At 44.6% G+C, this 14,379-nt stretch carries 11 protein-coding genes; 2 read left to right on the top strand and 9 right to left on the bottom strand.

Annotated elements, in window-relative coordinates; translation table 11 throughout:
• Positions 1-51: 51 nt before the first annotated feature.
• Positions 52-2,817 carry a DNA polymerase I gene (gene polA, locus MSG93_RS17725; protein WP_324622789.1) on the bottom strand — a complete coding sequence of 922 codons (2,766 nt, stop codon included), beginning with the start codon at positions 2,815-2,817 and terminating at the stop codon, positions 52-54.
• Between the two features lie 188 nt (positions 2,818-3,005).
• Between polA and MSG93_RS17720 the strand changes: the two genes are divergently transcribed.
• A complete protein-coding gene (locus MSG93_RS17720) occupies positions 3,006-5,777 on the top strand; it encodes a DUF2339 domain-containing protein (protein WP_420714325.1) in 2,772 nt (923 codons plus the stop codon).
• 87 nt (positions 5,778-5,864) lie between these two features.
• On the opposite strand, the gene MSG93_RS17715 is transcribed toward MSG93_RS17720, so the two are convergent.
• Positions 5,865-6,782 (bottom strand): mechanosensitive ion channel family protein, encoded by a 918-nt coding sequence (locus MSG93_RS17715; RefSeq protein WP_004774742.1) that lies wholly within the window; start codon positions 6,780-6,782, stop codon positions 5,865-5,867.
• Positions 6,783-6,791: 9 nt separating this feature from the next.
• The gene (locus tag MSG93_RS17710) at positions 6,792-7,613 is read right to left on the bottom strand and encodes a hypothetical protein (protein ID WP_005283463.1); all 822 of its coding nucleotides are present in this window, start codon (positions 7,611-7,613) and stop codon (positions 6,792-6,794) included.
• Positions 7,614-7,706: 93 nt separating this feature from the next.
• Here MSG93_RS17710 and gspE point away from each other — a divergent pair, with 93 nt between their 5' ends.
• The gene (gene gspE, locus MSG93_RS17705) at positions 7,707-9,197 is read left to right on the top strand and encodes a type II secretion system ATPase GspE (RefSeq protein WP_324622788.1); all 1,491 of its coding nucleotides are present in this window, start codon (positions 7,707-7,709) and stop codon (positions 9,195-9,197) included.
• Positions 9,198-9,259: 62 nt separating this feature from the next.
• Here the strand turns inward: gspE and MSG93_RS17700 are convergent, their stop codons facing one another.
• The 6 genes from MSG93_RS17700 to MSG93_RS17675 all read right to left on the bottom strand — a co-directional run bounded on the left by MSG93_RS17700 (position 9,260) and on the right by MSG93_RS17675 (position 14,032).
• Positions 9,260-9,694 carry an organic hydroperoxide resistance protein gene (locus MSG93_RS17700; protein WP_005228806.1) on the bottom strand — a complete coding sequence of 145 codons (435 nt, stop codon included), beginning with the start codon at positions 9,692-9,694 and terminating at the stop codon, positions 9,260-9,262.
• 300 nt (positions 9,695-9,994) lie between these two features.
• Positions 9,995-10,357, bottom strand: coding sequence for a DUF4951 domain-containing protein (locus MSG93_RS17695; protein ID WP_324622787.1), 363 nt, complete (start codon positions 10,355-10,357; stop codon positions 9,995-9,997).
• A 210-nt stretch (positions 10,358-10,567) separates the two neighbouring features.
• On the bottom strand, positions 10,568-11,392 hold the full coding sequence (locus MSG93_RS17690; protein WP_324622786.1) for a carbon-nitrogen hydrolase family protein: 825 nt from the start codon (positions 11,390-11,392) through the stop codon (positions 10,568-10,570).
• Between the two features lie 28 nt (positions 11,393-11,420).
• Positions 11,421-11,942: an anti-anti-sigma factor GigB gene (gene gigB / locus MSG93_RS17685; protein ID WP_004774748.1), complete on the bottom strand. Its 522-nt coding sequence runs from the start codon at positions 11,940-11,942 to the stop codon at positions 11,421-11,423.
• A 102-nt stretch (positions 11,943-12,044) separates the two neighbouring features.
• On the bottom strand, positions 12,045-13,013 hold the full coding sequence (gene gigA / locus MSG93_RS17680; protein WP_324622844.1) for an RsbU family protein phosphatase GigA: 969 nt from the start codon (positions 13,011-13,013) through the stop codon (positions 12,045-12,047).
• Between the two features lie 131 nt (positions 13,014-13,144).
• On the bottom strand, positions 13,145-14,032 hold the full coding sequence (locus MSG93_RS17675; protein ID WP_324622785.1) for a VacJ family lipoprotein: 888 nt from the start codon (positions 14,030-14,032) through the stop codon (positions 13,145-13,147).
• Positions 14,033-14,379 lie beyond the last annotated feature (347 nt).

The following is a 14,379-nucleotide window of genomic DNA, read 5'->3' as shown; positions in this document are numbered from 1 at the left end:
GTTTATCCCCTGTCTGCAAGAAACATTTTGTTTTTGTGCACTCAGGCTAGCTTAATGCGCAGCATCCCAGTTTAGACCCTGTCCGACTTCCACCACAAATGGCACTGAAATTTCCAATACCGATTGCATCACTTCAGCAATTTGTTTGGAAAGCTCATCTGCGATTGCCACATCTGCTTCAAACACAAGTTCATCGTGGACCTGTAGTAACAGCTTGGCCTGATCTTTGGGTAGCATTTTATCGACGGCGATCATGGCCAGCTTAATAATATCTGCCGCACTGCCTTGTAACGGGGCATTGATTGCTGCTCGTTCAGCCGCCTGTTTGATCATCTTGTTGCTCGCCATAATGTCTGGCGTATACAAACGTCGACCTAAAATGGTTTCCACAAAGCCTTGCTCACGTGCGATCTGGCGGGTACGTTCCATATAATCCAGTACCCCTGGATAGCGTTGGAAGTAACGCGCGATATAGCTACGTGATTCTTCACGGCTAAAGCCAAGCTGACGGGTTAAACCGAATTCAGACATCCCATAGAGTAGACCGAAGTTGACCGCTTTGGCCTGACGACGTTGGTCATTGGTGACATCTTCAATATCAATCCCTAGTACTTCGGAAGCGGTACGGCGGTGTACGTCCTGACCTTGCTGGAAAGCATGCACCAACGCATCATCTTGCGAGAAATGCGCCATCAAACGTAATTCGATTTGTGAATAATCGGCAGCGAGTAACACGCGACCTTCAGGCGCAATAAAGGCTTTACGGATCTGACGACCAATCGGAGTACGGATTGGAATGTTTTGCAGGTTTGGATCGGTTGAAGACAAACGACCTGTCGCCGTTAAGGCCTGGTGATAGCTGGTATGCACCCGGTGGGTTGCATCATTTGACTGCACAATCAGGCGATCGGTATAGGTATTTTTGAGCTTCGCCAAACCGCGATGCTCTAAAATCACTTCAGCCAATGGATGTTCAATTTTCTCAAGAATACTTTCACTGGTACTGTATTGACCGGTTGCCGTCTTCTTGCCACCTTTAAGTCCAAGCTTTTCAAACAGCACTTCACCAACCTGTTTTGGGGATGCGACATTAAACGCTTCACCTGCCAGCTCGGCTGCCTGTGCTTCAAGAGTCTGAATGGTTTCGGAAAACTCTACACTGAGCTGATCAAGGAAAGCGTGATCCAGTTTAATCCCATCTTCTTCCATGCCCGTGAGCACGCGTGCAACAGGCATCTCAATGTTATGTAGAATATTGACCAGTTCCGGATGGGCTTTCAGTTTTGCTGCAAGCACTTCGTATAAGCGATAGGTAACATGCGCATCTTCAGCGGCATAATGCGCTGCCACTTCAAGCTCAATCTGGTTAAAGGTTTTCTGTTTGGCGCCTTTACCGGCAATCTGTTCAAAAGTCGTGGTCAAATGACTGAGATAAAGACGTGCAACATCATCCATGCCATGTCTGGTTGCTGCTGCATTCAATACATAAGACGCCAGCATGGTATCGAAATACCAGCCTTGAATGGTGATACCGTGATTGGCAAAGATGTGGGCATCATATTTTAAATGATGACCAATTTTCTTGACCTGTTCATTTTCAAGAATCGGTTTGATCTGGGCCAGAAGCTGTTCACGATTCAGTTGTTCTGGTGCACCTTCATAATCATGGGCAACCGGAACATAGTACGCATCATTGGCATCAAAGGCGACCGAGAACCCGACTAGCTCAGCAAAGCGGTAGTCCAGATTGGTAGTTTCAGTATCAATCGCAAAATGATCTGCTTGCTGCATACGTTGCAATAATGCACCCCAATCCTGCTGGCTCAGCACGGTATGGTAGGTCGCTGTACCCAGTTGATCATCCTGACTCGTCAGACTGGCATGATCTTCAATCACCACTTGCTCAGTTTTTTGTTCTGCTTTGGCAATACTTTGTGCAGCCTGTTGATAAGCAGGGCTATTCGGATTATTGGGATGATCCAGCGACTGTAACTGGTTACGGAATTCAAGCTCGGTATACAGGTGACGTAACTGTTCTACATTTGGATTGGTAAGTTTCAGGTCATGCCAGTCTAAAGCCAGATCAAGATCACAAACAATACTTGCCAATTGATGGTCAATTTTGATGTTGTCTAGATTATCTTTAATGTTCTGGCTAATTTTGCCTTTCAATTGATCGGCATTGGCAATGATATTGCTTAAGGTGCCGTATTCATTTAACAACTTTGCTGCCGTTTTTGCACCCACGCCCGGCACACCCATGATGCCGTCAGACGCATCGCCCATCAGGGTCAGGTAATCAATGATCTGGTTGGGATGAACCCCAAATTTTTCAAAAACGCCCGCTTCATCTAAAACACGTTCTTTGAAGCTGTCTTCCAATTTGACGTGTTCGTTGACCAGCTGCGCCATGTCCTTGTCACCGGTGGAAATCAGGACATGGTGACCTTCCGAAAGCGCACGTTTGGTTAATGTTCCAATAATGTCATCTGCTTCCGCACCAGGAAGACTATACAACGGAATACCCTGTGCTCTGATCAATGCATGTAGATAAGGAATTTGCTGAGACAACTCCTCAGGCATGCTTGGACGATCACCTTTATAGATCGGCGATAACTTATGACGGAAAGTCGGCTCTGGCGTATCGAAAATCACTGCCATATGAGTCGGCTGGGTACGACGCATCAATTTCTGGATTGCTGAAATTGCACCACGTATTGCATTGGTATGTAAGCCAGTAGACGTCGTTAATGGCGGTAAAGCGTGAAAAGCACGAAATAAGAAATAAGACCCGTCAACCAAGACAAAAGGTGGCATTGCGCAAATCCTAATTATAAATTAGTCGGTATTTTACGTGAAAAAGCGGTGGCTGTCTTATCTGAACTGGAATCTGTAGCAGGGGAACTGTGGTTTAAGATTTGCAGTATTTTGTATGTGAAAATACCTGCTTATGCAGTGATCAAGTAAGATACCAGCAATGAAGCTGTCATAATTGATATAAGTCTATGTATAAAAAAGATAAACAGGGAATAGTCGTAGTCCTGATTGCTTTGACGGTGTTGCTTGCTTGTGCGGTTGCATTCAAATGGCATGCGACTGTTATCGCCGCGACGATCGGGCTGACCGTTGTTATTGTGCACATTCTGTCTGAGATTCATCAGCGCTTGCTACAACTTGAACAAGCAAGCGGGAATGGTTTTGTGCTGGTTACAGGGATGGCTGTCCAGAAAATTGTGATTTATAGCACGGCATTGGTGGCCCTGTTTGCCTATGCGAATACATGGATGTGGTTGGCGGGTGGTGCTTTATTGGTGTTGCTGTTGTGCCTGATTCAAACCATCAGTGCATTCCAGACCCGTTTATTACATCTGGAACAGCATGCGATTCAACAACATCAGATTCAGGTCGAGCGCGCCGCTCAAGCCCAGTCAACTCCGCTGGATCAGCAGCTTGAACACACAACTACAGCTTCTTCTAATCCTATTGCCTCCGTACAGCATCCGGCATGGATGCAGCAAACAACTGAATCCGCAGCACCAGGTGGGCAGACTTCGACTCCAGTGACTCAAGCCACCAAGCCGAATACACCAAGTTGCTGGCAGCCCGCACTGGACTGGATGATACACGGCAATCCAATTCTGCGTGTCGCTGTCGCGGTACTGATGGTGGGTGTGGTTTTATTATTACGTTTTGCCAGTGAACATTGGCAACTCAGTCTTGGTGTGAAGCTGGGTTTTATTGCCAGTGCAGGGGCAGTGACGACGGTTGCAGGTTATTTACTGCAAAAGAAAAATCAATTATTTGCAGTTGCGTTACAAGGCGTAGGGTTAGCCGTCATTTTCTTGACGCTGATTTTCTCTCATCATTTTGCCGTAATCGCCAGCTTAACGACGGCCAGTATTCTATTTGTGATTTTATTATTAGTCACAGTTTATCTGAGTTTAAAGCAACACGCCCTGTATTTAGCCATGTTGGCCTTGACCATGGCTTATCTTGCACCGTTGGTGATTCCACAAAATCATCCGGATGTGATTTTTCTGTTTGGCTATTACTTTGTCATTAACTTGGCGGTGGCAGCGCTGAACTTTATTCAACCTTGGAAAATCCTGCATCAGATTGCGTTCTTTGCAACCATGTTTATTGGTGGTTCTAGAATCGGGGTGTATGCCAAGACGTCGCAGTTCGATACTTTGGATGTGATCCTGTGGTTGCATATCGCTTTATTTATCTGGCTGAGTATCCGTTATAGCCAGTTAATGCTACGCGCTCAAAACCAGCAACCAACCGATCAGTCATCTGAGCGCTTACAGCCGATTCTAGATGTCGGCCTGATCTTTAGTGTGCCTGTGCTGGGCTTTTCCTTGCATGCTTATTTAATGCATAACTCGACCTCAGCACTGACATGGGGAGCCGTTGCACTTGCCGCGACTTACATTGCCTTAAATCTCTGGATTAAACGTCAGTATCCGCAACTTTCAATTTTAGCCAAAAGCTTTTTTATCCTTGCGGTAGTATTCGTTGCATTAATTTTCCCGCTGGCCAAAGGGGCGCACTGGACCTCAACCGGCTGGGTGATTCAGGGCACGGCATTAATCGTTTGGGGTGTCACCGAGCGTTATCGTTTAAGTCGTTATGTGGGTGTTGCACTGGTCTTGCTCAGTTCGGTAGCATTGCTGTTTCAGGTCTGGTCAAATGATCATTTCCCGATTTTAAGTACTGCGATTTTTGCTTTAGCGCAATTTATTTCGGCTTTTTACTTGTTGCATTATCAGGAAGTCGAAAAATATTTCAGTGCGCGCATGCTCAGCGGCGTGTTTTTAGCACTTGGTTTATATTCTGGAGCAATTGCTGCGGTTGAATTGATGCAATGGCAACAACATGGGCTGAGTCCATATCTCGCGGTCGCAGCTATCTTGCTGGCTTTGTTTAGTCTGGCCGTAAAGCTTAAATCTCGATTGCAATGGGGCAGTGTACAGCTCATCTTGTTAACTGGCTTATTAGCATTGCTCTACGTGGAAAGTTTTGCTCAAAATGTGTATTCAGTTTGGCATTGGTCGAGTAGCTTAAACCAGCTCAGCTTTGCTGTAGCGTCGATTGCCATGACCTTGATCCTGATGTTCTTGAGTGATAACAGGTCTAAAGCATCGCTCATGCTGTGGTCGGCTTTGCTCTGGCTTAGTCTCGCTAGTATTGGATTGGCTATTTTTCCAATCATGCCGCTTGTTGCGCTTGCGATTGTCCCTGCGATTTACAGTATCTGGCAATTTATATCGAAGAACACCCAATTGTTGCATCAGGTTCCGATCTGGTGCTTAACCCTGTTCTGGTTGGTATTGGTCAGTCTGGATCCTTATTCTGCGCAGCAATATTATGTACTACCGCTATTTAACCTGACCGATATTCTGTCTGTATTGATGTTCTTTGGCTTGATCTGGATGATTTATCATCATGACTTTAGCGCAGAGCGTTCGATAGAATGGGGTTTTAAAGTCACCACGATTTTGATTGGGCTATTGGTGCTGAGTAGTGTGGTGGTGCGTGCCATGCATCATTATTTGGGGACGCCATTTTGGGGCACAGCAATCTGGTCGAATGGTGATGTGCAACTGAGTTTAACGCTGCTGTGGGTGATTCTGGCGTTTATCCTGATGACCTTTTCTAGTCGCCGTCACATTCGTCAAATCTGGTTTGTCGGTGCGGCTTTATTGGGAATTGTGGTCATGAAGTTGTTGTTATTGGACTTATCGCAAAGTGGCACTTTAACCCGTGTGATTTAGTTTATTGGTTCGGGTGCGGTAATGCTGGTGATTGCTTATTTGGCACCGTTGCCACCTGCGCTAAGTGAAACAGAGAAAGAAAGCTAATTATCTTTCTTTCTCGTCTTTTTTCAGTTCTTTCTGATTGGCATATTGATCGATTTCATCATTTTCCAAGGGTAGAGGCCGATCAATCAGACCCATCTTCGGTACTGGAATTTCGATCTCATTTTCCAGAAAGCCATTACGAATCCGTTCCTGCATTTCATCGCGGACTTTGAGTGAGTTTTCCTGACGGCACCACACTGCAAATAACAGTTCAATGGAAGACTCCCTGAACGCCGTTACCGTCACTGTTGCTTTCGGATCATCCATTACCAGTGGATATTTCGCTGCCACATCTAACAAGACTTGCCGAACTTTGATGATATCTTCATGGAAGTTAATCGCCAGCGTAATCGGAATCCGCCGTATCGGATATTTGGATAAGTTCATCACCGGTGTTCGAATCAGCTGTTCGTTCGGCAAGCGAATATAAACATTGTCCAGCGTCAAAAGTTTGACTGAGAGTAAGTCAATTGAAATCACTTCACCTTCAATAGTTTGCCCCCGAATCAAGGTAATTTGAATGGTATCACCGACTTCAAAGGAGCCTTCGCCAATCAGGAACAAACCGCTGATCAAGTTGGTTGCTGAAGTCTGAGAAGCGAAACCTAAGGCCACGGTCAAGATCCCCGCTGCTCCGAGAAAGACACTCAGTTTAAAACCTGCTTCCCTTAAACTGGTCATGATGAACAGCAAGAAAATAAAGTAAAAAATGCCTCGACGCCATAATAAGCGTTGATGGGCATTAAAACGGCTGCCAATGGTGCGGATAAAGGCATTGGACACCAGTCGCGCAATCAGGAAGCCGATAAAACATAAAATAATGGCGACTACGATTTCGCTGAGCCGCTCAAAATTAATGTTGGTAAAAACACTGGTCAGGCTGCCAGCAACATCTTTTGGAATATTTGAATTCGGCATGGCAACCCCTTAGAAAAATGAATCAAACATATTGAATAAGGTGCTACCTGGGGCTCGAGGGGGATGTACATAGGTGACTTCACCTGCCTGAGTCGGAGTTTTGTTCTCAATGCGAATACGGGCCGGATGATCGGTTCCTTCGTAATAGACCTTGATTTGCGAGGTCCATAAGCGTCCTGTACTTTCACTATAAAATAATGGCAGGGCAGGCACCGGCACATTCATACGGTCAAAGCGCAATTGATGATGACTGGTATTGTGAAACTCAATCGGGGTCACCGCTCGGAAAGCACGTGGTTTCAGTAGATTCAAATCGATACGCCCGTCGACTGAAGTGGCGTAGCAAATCTCACCATTCTGTGGGTCTTTACCAAACCAGGTGTCTTTCGGTTGAATCACGGGAATATCAAAAAGCGGTTCAGAAAGCCCATCTACCAGACCAGCGATCCACAACGGCGTACTGATATATAAGGTTCCGCGCTGTCCCGCTGGAATATAAATCGGATCTACAGGACGAATCACCACTGAACGGTCAGCTAGTCGTGGCATCAGATGAAAGGTACTGTTGGTTTTATGGAACATGTAGCGTTCAATTTTTGCAGGGGGTGGCATGGCAAATTCGATATCGTTCAATATCCGCCATTGTTGTTCGTAGTCATACTGAAATTGAGGGCGATGATATTCCAGCCGCCATTCTTTGATGCCGCGGGTCAGACGAAAGAGCAATGAACCGAATTGCCAAGCTTTGGCCTGTTGAAGTTCGAATTGTTGTTCGCCCCACCATTTCAATGTATTGGAAGGCGGCGCTTCAAATTGATTATTTTGAGACAAGATGCAAAATTCCTTTGTGAGTATGCTAAACAGACTTCACGCTGTAATCTGCTTAGAGTACACTCAATACTTTCTCTTATCATTATTTGTGTGATGCAAATACTTAAACAAATACAAATTCCTTATAGTTTTGCGAAGCGACATGGCGTTTTATTGCGCTATGAAGGTGATCAAATTTTTATTGTACGACGCAAGGACACTGCGCGTATTGCGTTGCAGGAAGCGCGTCGAATTTTGGGGAAATCTGCTCACGATCAATTGTGTAGTGATCAGGAATTTCATGCCTTACTCAGTTCCAGTTATGCGGGGGATACCGGCGAATCGCAACAGGTTGCAGCAGGGCTGGAAGATCATCCCGATTTATTGAGTCTGGCCGATCAGGTCCCTGAAGCCGAAGATCTGATGGATCAGGAAGATGATGCGCCGATTGTGCGTTTAATCAATGCATTATTATCAGAAGCGATTCGGGTCAGTGCTTCGGATATTCATATCGAAGCCTTCGAGAAAAAACTATCAGTACGGTTACGTGTTGATGGCCAATTGCGTGAGATTGTTCAGCCACGTCGTGAGCTGGCACCACTGTTGGTCTCACGGATCAAGGTCATGGCAAAACTGGATATTGCTGAAAAGCGGGTCCCGCAAGATGGCCGTATTTCATTGCGTCTGGCTGGACGTGAAGTAGATGTCCGTGTTTCGACCTTACCTTCTTCACATGGTGAACGTGTGGTGATGCGTTTGCTGGACAAGCAGGCGGGGCGTCTCAACATGACCCATTTGGGCTTGATGAAAAATGACTATGAGCGTTTAACTCAACTGGTGCATCGCCCACATGGCATTATTCTGGTGACTGGCCCAACCGGTTCAGGTAAAACCACGACCTTGTATGCGGCCTTGTCTGATCTGAATGACAATACCCGTAATATCCTGACTGCCGAAGATCCGATTGAATACCAACTGGAAGGGATTGGACAAACTCAGGTCAATACCAAAGTGGACATGACTTTTGCGCGTGCCTTGAAGGCGATGTTACGTCAGGACCCTGACGTGGTGATGGTTGGTGAGATTCGTGATCTGGAAACTGCTGAAATTGCAGTTCAAGCTTCGTTAACGGGTCACTTGGTACTGTCTACCTTGCATACCAATACCGCAATTGGGGCAGTAACCCGTTTAAAAGATATGGGAATCGAGCCATTCCTCTTGGCCAGTTCCTTAATTGGAGTGATTGCCCAACGTTTGGTGCGTACCTTATGTCCGCATTGTGTGACATGGCGAGCGGCAGATGCTTTTGAACGTCAGGTTTTCCAGCATCTTAAAGCCGATGAAGCTATGCAACTGCCTGAACCGAAGGGTTGCGAAAAGTGTTCACATGTGGGTTTTAGCGGTCGAACGGCTATTTATGAAATCGTGCCAGTCGATGAGTCGACGCGCCGTTTAATTCATGGCAATGCGGCTGAGTATGAACTGGAAAATCATGCACGCCGTCATGCAGCGTCCATTCGTGATGATGGTTTATTGAAAGTCCTAGCAGGTAAAACCACATTGGAAGAAGTACTTCGTGTCACCAATGAAGCTGCTGAAGAATAAATTTAGGCTTTGAAATAAAAACAGCATGCAGATCGCATGCTGTTTTGTTATGGTCGTTCAAATTATGCAGCAGTCACGATATTAAAATTCACATCAATATTGTTGCGGGTTGCATTTGAATACGGGCAAACAATGTGTGCGGCAGCAACCAGTTGTTCTGCTTCCGCTTGTTCCATACCGATCAGATATACATTTAAAGTAACTTCGATCCCAAAACCTGTTGGAATGGGGCCAATACCGACCTCACCTTCTACATAGGCATCTTTGCTGATATTGAACTTATCGCGGTTGGCAACAAACTTCATTGCTCCCAAGAAACAGGCAGAATAGCCGGCAGCAAACAGTTGCTCCGGATTGGTGACTTCGCCACCCGCACCGCCCATTTCTTTAGGTACACCAAGTTTTACATCTAAGACACCGTCAGAAGAGGTTGCACGGCCATCTCGACCACCGGTTGCTTTTGCTTTCGCACGATAAACCACTTTTTCTAATGACATGATAATGATCCCTGAATATTATTGAATGCAATTTGATCGTACTGATTCTGAAGCAAAATACAAGTCAGTAAACGTTGCCGATCTTGCCCTCTTTGGTTGTTATACGTGTAGGGTAAATGTCGGTTTGTTGTCGGTGCCATGGTTGTTAGATGTGGGGAGTCCGGTTGTTGCCCGTTTAGTTTGAATAGGCCTGTACGTAGGACGGGGCTGAACAGTGGGAAAATTTTTATCGATTATAAAAAACAAAAGGCATAAGTAATCAAACTTATGCCAAGGTTAGAAACGTGTTCTGTTAGGGAATTACCACAGATCGGCAATTTTTTTCATCAGACGGGCACGATAACGCGCTGTCGGGTTGCTAAGATTATTTTGCGCTTCAAGTTCAAAATGTTGCTGCCAGGCCTTGATCATTTCCAGCGTGGTACCTTTTTGCTTAATCACAGCAACATCTTCACGTTGAATATTATCCAGACGTTGACGGGCACCTTCTGGACCTGTTCCCCAGCCAATAATCCATTGACCAAACGCATTTAAGGATAAATTCTGCGGGGTAGACAAGATCGTTGCTGAAGTTGCCGATTCCTCGATATTTGCATCAACTGTCATTGAATGAAGTGATGCAGTGGTCCCCAAAAAAAACAAAGCAGCGATAAATCTAAACATGAATAAAGCTTAATAAGAATCAGTTGATGATGTTACATCATGCCTATCCCAAAATCATTCGACTTTGTTCGATCATGATCAAATAAATTGTATTAAATCATGAATCTAGAAAAGCTACATTGATAAAAATTGAACAATACGGTCAGTACATGTGCTGTTGCCGTTATTTTGTGCAAAACCGACATTGAAAATGTTGTGATTATGGCATTTTTAATAATTAATTAATTTGCGATGTTGCATCAGTGGCATAGAAGCACGTATAGCATTTTGTTCTTCAAGATCAAATGCACTGGTGATGAGGTCATGACCTTCAGTCTCGATCATCTGAAGCAGCTGGCCACGACTATTGGTAATCCCGGCATGCCCCCAAGTTTGACGTTTTTCACCATGCCAGCCTTGCTGGGCAGCACCTAAAACATAACATTGGCTATCCATGGCCCGCGCTTGCAGTAGCAACTGCCAATGCATTTGACCCGTCGTATAGGTAAAGGCAGCAGGGGCGGTTAACATATTGGCGCCTTGCTGGCGCAGGGTTAAAGCCAGTTCCGGAAAACGTAAGTCATAGCAGACCATCAGGCCGATATTACCAAAAGGTGTCTTGGCAACGATGACCTGATCACCCGGTTCGAAGAATTTAGATTCCTGATAACCGCCAACGGCATCACTGACTTGCACATCAAATAAATGAATTTTATCGTAGCGTGCTTCGGTGCCTTCAGGACTGATACATAAACTGACGGTTCGAACCCGGCCATCCTGAATGATTGAACCATCTGGACGGAAAGGGCATGGGAGCGTGCCTGCAATAATCCAGATCTGATAGCGATGTGCCAGTTGCTCTAATCGCTGCTGGATACTCTCGAATTGCGCTGCGGTCTCACGCTGTTTACCCGCAGCAAAGCAGACGAAGTTTTCAGGAAAAACGATCAGTTCAGCTGCCTGAGCTTTACTCTGTTGAATTAATGATTCAATGATAACGAAATTGGCTTCGATATCATTTTGGGAGTTCATTTGTACAACAGAGAGTAAAGTCATATAGGCGCCGCGTTATCAGGTTTAATGATCAAGCGTTTTGTTTATGTGCATCGAGATTGAGGCAATCTTGTTCTTTTTGCAATTGTTTAACCAGAGGTTCAAACATATTCTGGTTATTTTCATTTAAACGCATCAGTGTTTTATGTGCATCGAGCACAGTATTGAGCATGGCACTATGAGTGACATGTTCATCGGTAAGCTCTAACGTACATACACTCGGATCGCCACAGTAATTTAAAATCACAAATACCTGACCTAGCCCCATGCTGTTGGCCAAGGTGGTAATATCCGGATTTGTTGACAGCATGACTGCTTGGATCTGATGAACTTGCTTTAGCTTTAAACCCAGTTTTGCCAGAATGCCTAAAACGGTACTGTCAATAAACGTGGTTTCAGTTAAGTCAACGATTGCACCAACAACATTTTGCTGTTGTTCAATTCGGTTGAGCAGTTTGTCTAGACTTATACAAGAGTGAGCACGCACTTCGCCAATAAGCTTGAAAATATGCGTTCCGTTCAAACTTGCATATTCAACATGACCTGTTGACATATAAATGCCATTTTCAGAGAAAGGATATAAAATTATCCCATAGTGATATTCCAGACACAAGTGGGTGGATGCCTGGATTTGGTTAAGTTAATGATATTTAAATTAATTCATTCGGCGAAGGCTGAGTATTGCAATGTCATCCGCGACATGGTCGGGTGCTTTAAAGGCATCATTTTGCAGGTGTTCGACCAGTTGATTAAACTGATCATTCAGGCCACCATCGAAAGGTTCAAGCGCACCATCCGAACACACAATGAAGCGTGCCTGAGGGCTTAATACACAGCGATGCTCTTCAACTTCCAGTTCCTCGGTGAGCCCTAAGGGAAAGCTACTGGTGGTTAAAATCTGTGGAGGCTGGTTCGGTTCAAAAATGATTGGGGGTGGGTAATGTCCTGCACTCGACCAACGCACTTCATGGGTCGCCAGATTTAAAATACCAGCCACCATGGTGATGTGCTTTTCAATATTTTCTTGCACCAACATGGCATTGAGTTTCTGAATTAATTGTCCTGGTGTTTTTGAGCGACCATGAAAGGCGGCCATCCACGAGGTTAATAGGCTACTGGTGACACCATGTCCTGATACATCTGCCAGATAGAACAGCACTTCTTCATCATTCAAACGCCAATAGTCATACCAGTCGCCCGACAAATAAGCCGAAGGCTGAAAGAAAGATTCAAACTGGTAGTTTGGCAGCTCAATCGGGTTCGGCAACAAACGTTTTTGTAATTCGGCCGCCGAAGGTAAGTCACGGCTATCCTGATTACGTTTATATTGCGCATCGATCTTGAATAAAGAATGGATTGGATTCTTGGGTAAGTTATCCCAAATCCAGCCCGCCAAGGCTCCCAGTTCCCATGCTTGTGCCAAAGCCGCACCTTCATGTTCAAAGGCAAGTACCACCGTCGGCAACTTCCATTGATACTTTAAAAAATCTTGTACGTCGGCAATCGCAATAATGGTTTGATCATACAAGTCCAGATCATCAACTCGAATGATCTGCAAACTTGGTAACTCGGTTAAAGCTTGATCTAGACAGGGTATGGCGCGTGTGGGTTGAATGAAATACATAGATGAATAGTCAATCCTTTGTATGATCATTTTTAATTCATCATAGATGAAAGATGACCTATAACTATAGTATTGCCAGAGTTTAAATTCCCTGACAATACATAAGTTTGTAAAACATTATTTTAATATGATCATTTTTCGTCAGAAGATGAGTCGTCAACATCATCTGCATCACCAACAAAAGAAACATCATCAGAGTCACCACGTTTCTCTGAAATCTGGAAAGCCTTACGCTGTAAATAGAAATCACGGATCATGGAATATTTATCACCTTTCAGGCTTTCTTCAATATCCAGAATTTGTGAACGTGCATCAACGGCTTGTAATACATTGGTAGACCAGTAAATCCCGTCTTGATCATCCAGTAAATATTTTTGTGGACGCCCAAAACTGTCGGCTGCCAAGCCAAAACCATCACGGAAGGTACTTGGTCCAAAGAAAGGCAACATTACATAAGGCCCAGAAGGGACACCGTAATAACCCAGCGTCACGCCAAAGCTTTCTTCTTCTGTGTCTAAGCCCAAACGACGCGCAGGATCAGCAAAACCTAAAGTGGTTAACGTATTTACCGTAAAACGACCTAAAGTTTTTGCTGCTCGGGTAGGGCGGCCTTGAATGAGCTGATTCACCGCATTCCATGGCTCACCCAGGTTTTTACGGAACTGACGATAAGGACTACGCACAGGTTCAGGAACTTTAGCCACGTATTGAATTGCAACTGGCTTTAACAAGTTACGGTCTAACATGTCATTAAATGCGTAAATCTGACGATTCAATGGCTGTAAAGGATCTTTCACTGCATCCGGTTGTGCAGCATTGGCATTTACTTTTAAATCATTCTTGGTGAGATGCTTTAAGTCTTTTATGGCTTGAATGGTGGAAACCTTTTGCTCAGGAGTAACCTGTGCTTGTGATGTCGCAGTTTGAGCGGTAGACTCAGTTGGAGTCTCTTGCGCAAATACTGATGAACACGCTCCAGCAGTTAACAACCCAAGCAAGATAAAATTCGAGTAATGCATATAAGTCCTTAATCGCTGTGAGAGCGAAATAATACAGTCATTAAAATGATTGCGTCACTTAACGCAAAACATAGATATCGAGAGTACAGTTTAATTGTTCTTATCGTATTAAAACAAATTCGGTCGAAAAATATAAGAAAAAATGTAATTTTGCTCTAAAAATATACACTCGATCAAATAAATCAAATAAATTTAAAAAAGGGTGTTGCATTGGGTTAGGAATGCTGTAGAATGCACATCCATCGGCGGTGATGCAGATAAAAACTTGTTGAGAAACAAGGATTTGGCTAAAATGGTTAGATTCTTGGGTTGGTTGATAAGTTTGCTAAATATCTAAATTACCTGTT

The sequence above is a fragment of the Acinetobacter sp. IK40 genome (genome assembly GCF_035615075.1).
GTDB lineage: Bacteria > Pseudomonadota > Gammaproteobacteria > Pseudomonadales > Moraxellaceae > Acinetobacter > Acinetobacter courvalinii.
The sequence above is the reverse complement of the archived record's forward strand: the minus strand, read 5'-3'. Positions and strand labels throughout refer to the sequence as shown.

Excerpts from the sequence above, each read along its gene's own strand:
- polA (WP_324622789.1), bottom strand. The coding sequence starts at position 2,817 with ATGCCACCTTTTGTCTTGGTTGACGGGTCTTATTTCTTATTTCGTGCT.
- MSG93_RS17720 (WP_420714325.1), top strand. The coding sequence starts at position 3,006 with ATGTATAAAAAAGATAAACAGGGAATAGTCGTAGTCCTGATTGCTTTG.
- MSG93_RS17715 (WP_004774742.1), bottom strand. The coding sequence starts at position 6,782 with ATGCCGAATTCAAATATTCCAAAAGATGTTGCTGGCAGCCTGACCAGT.
- gspE (WP_324622788.1), top strand. The coding sequence starts at position 7,707 with ATGCAAATACTTAAACAAATACAAATTCCTTATAGTTTTGCGAAGCGA.
- MSG93_RS17700 (WP_005228806.1), bottom strand. The coding sequence starts at position 9,694 with ATGTCATTAGAAAAAGTGGTTTATCGTGCGAAAGCAAAAGCAACCGGT.
- MSG93_RS17695 (WP_324622787.1), bottom strand. The coding sequence starts at position 10,357 with ATGTTTAGATTTATCGCTGCTTTGTTTTTTTTGGGGACCACTGCATCA.
- MSG93_RS17690 (WP_324622786.1), bottom strand. The coding sequence starts at position 11,392 with ATGACTTTACTCTCTGTTGTACAAATGAACTCCCAAAATGATATCGAA.
- gigB (WP_004774748.1), bottom strand. The coding sequence starts at position 11,942 with ATGTCAACAGGTCATGTTGAATATGCAAGTTTGAACGGAACGCATATT.
- gigA (WP_324622844.1), bottom strand. The coding sequence starts at position 13,013 with ATGTATTTCATTCAACCCACACGCGCCATACCCTGTCTAGATCAAGCT.
- MSG93_RS17675 (WP_324622785.1), bottom strand. The coding sequence starts at position 14,032 with ATGCATTACTCGAATTTTATCTTGCTTGGGTTGTTAACTGCTGGAGCG.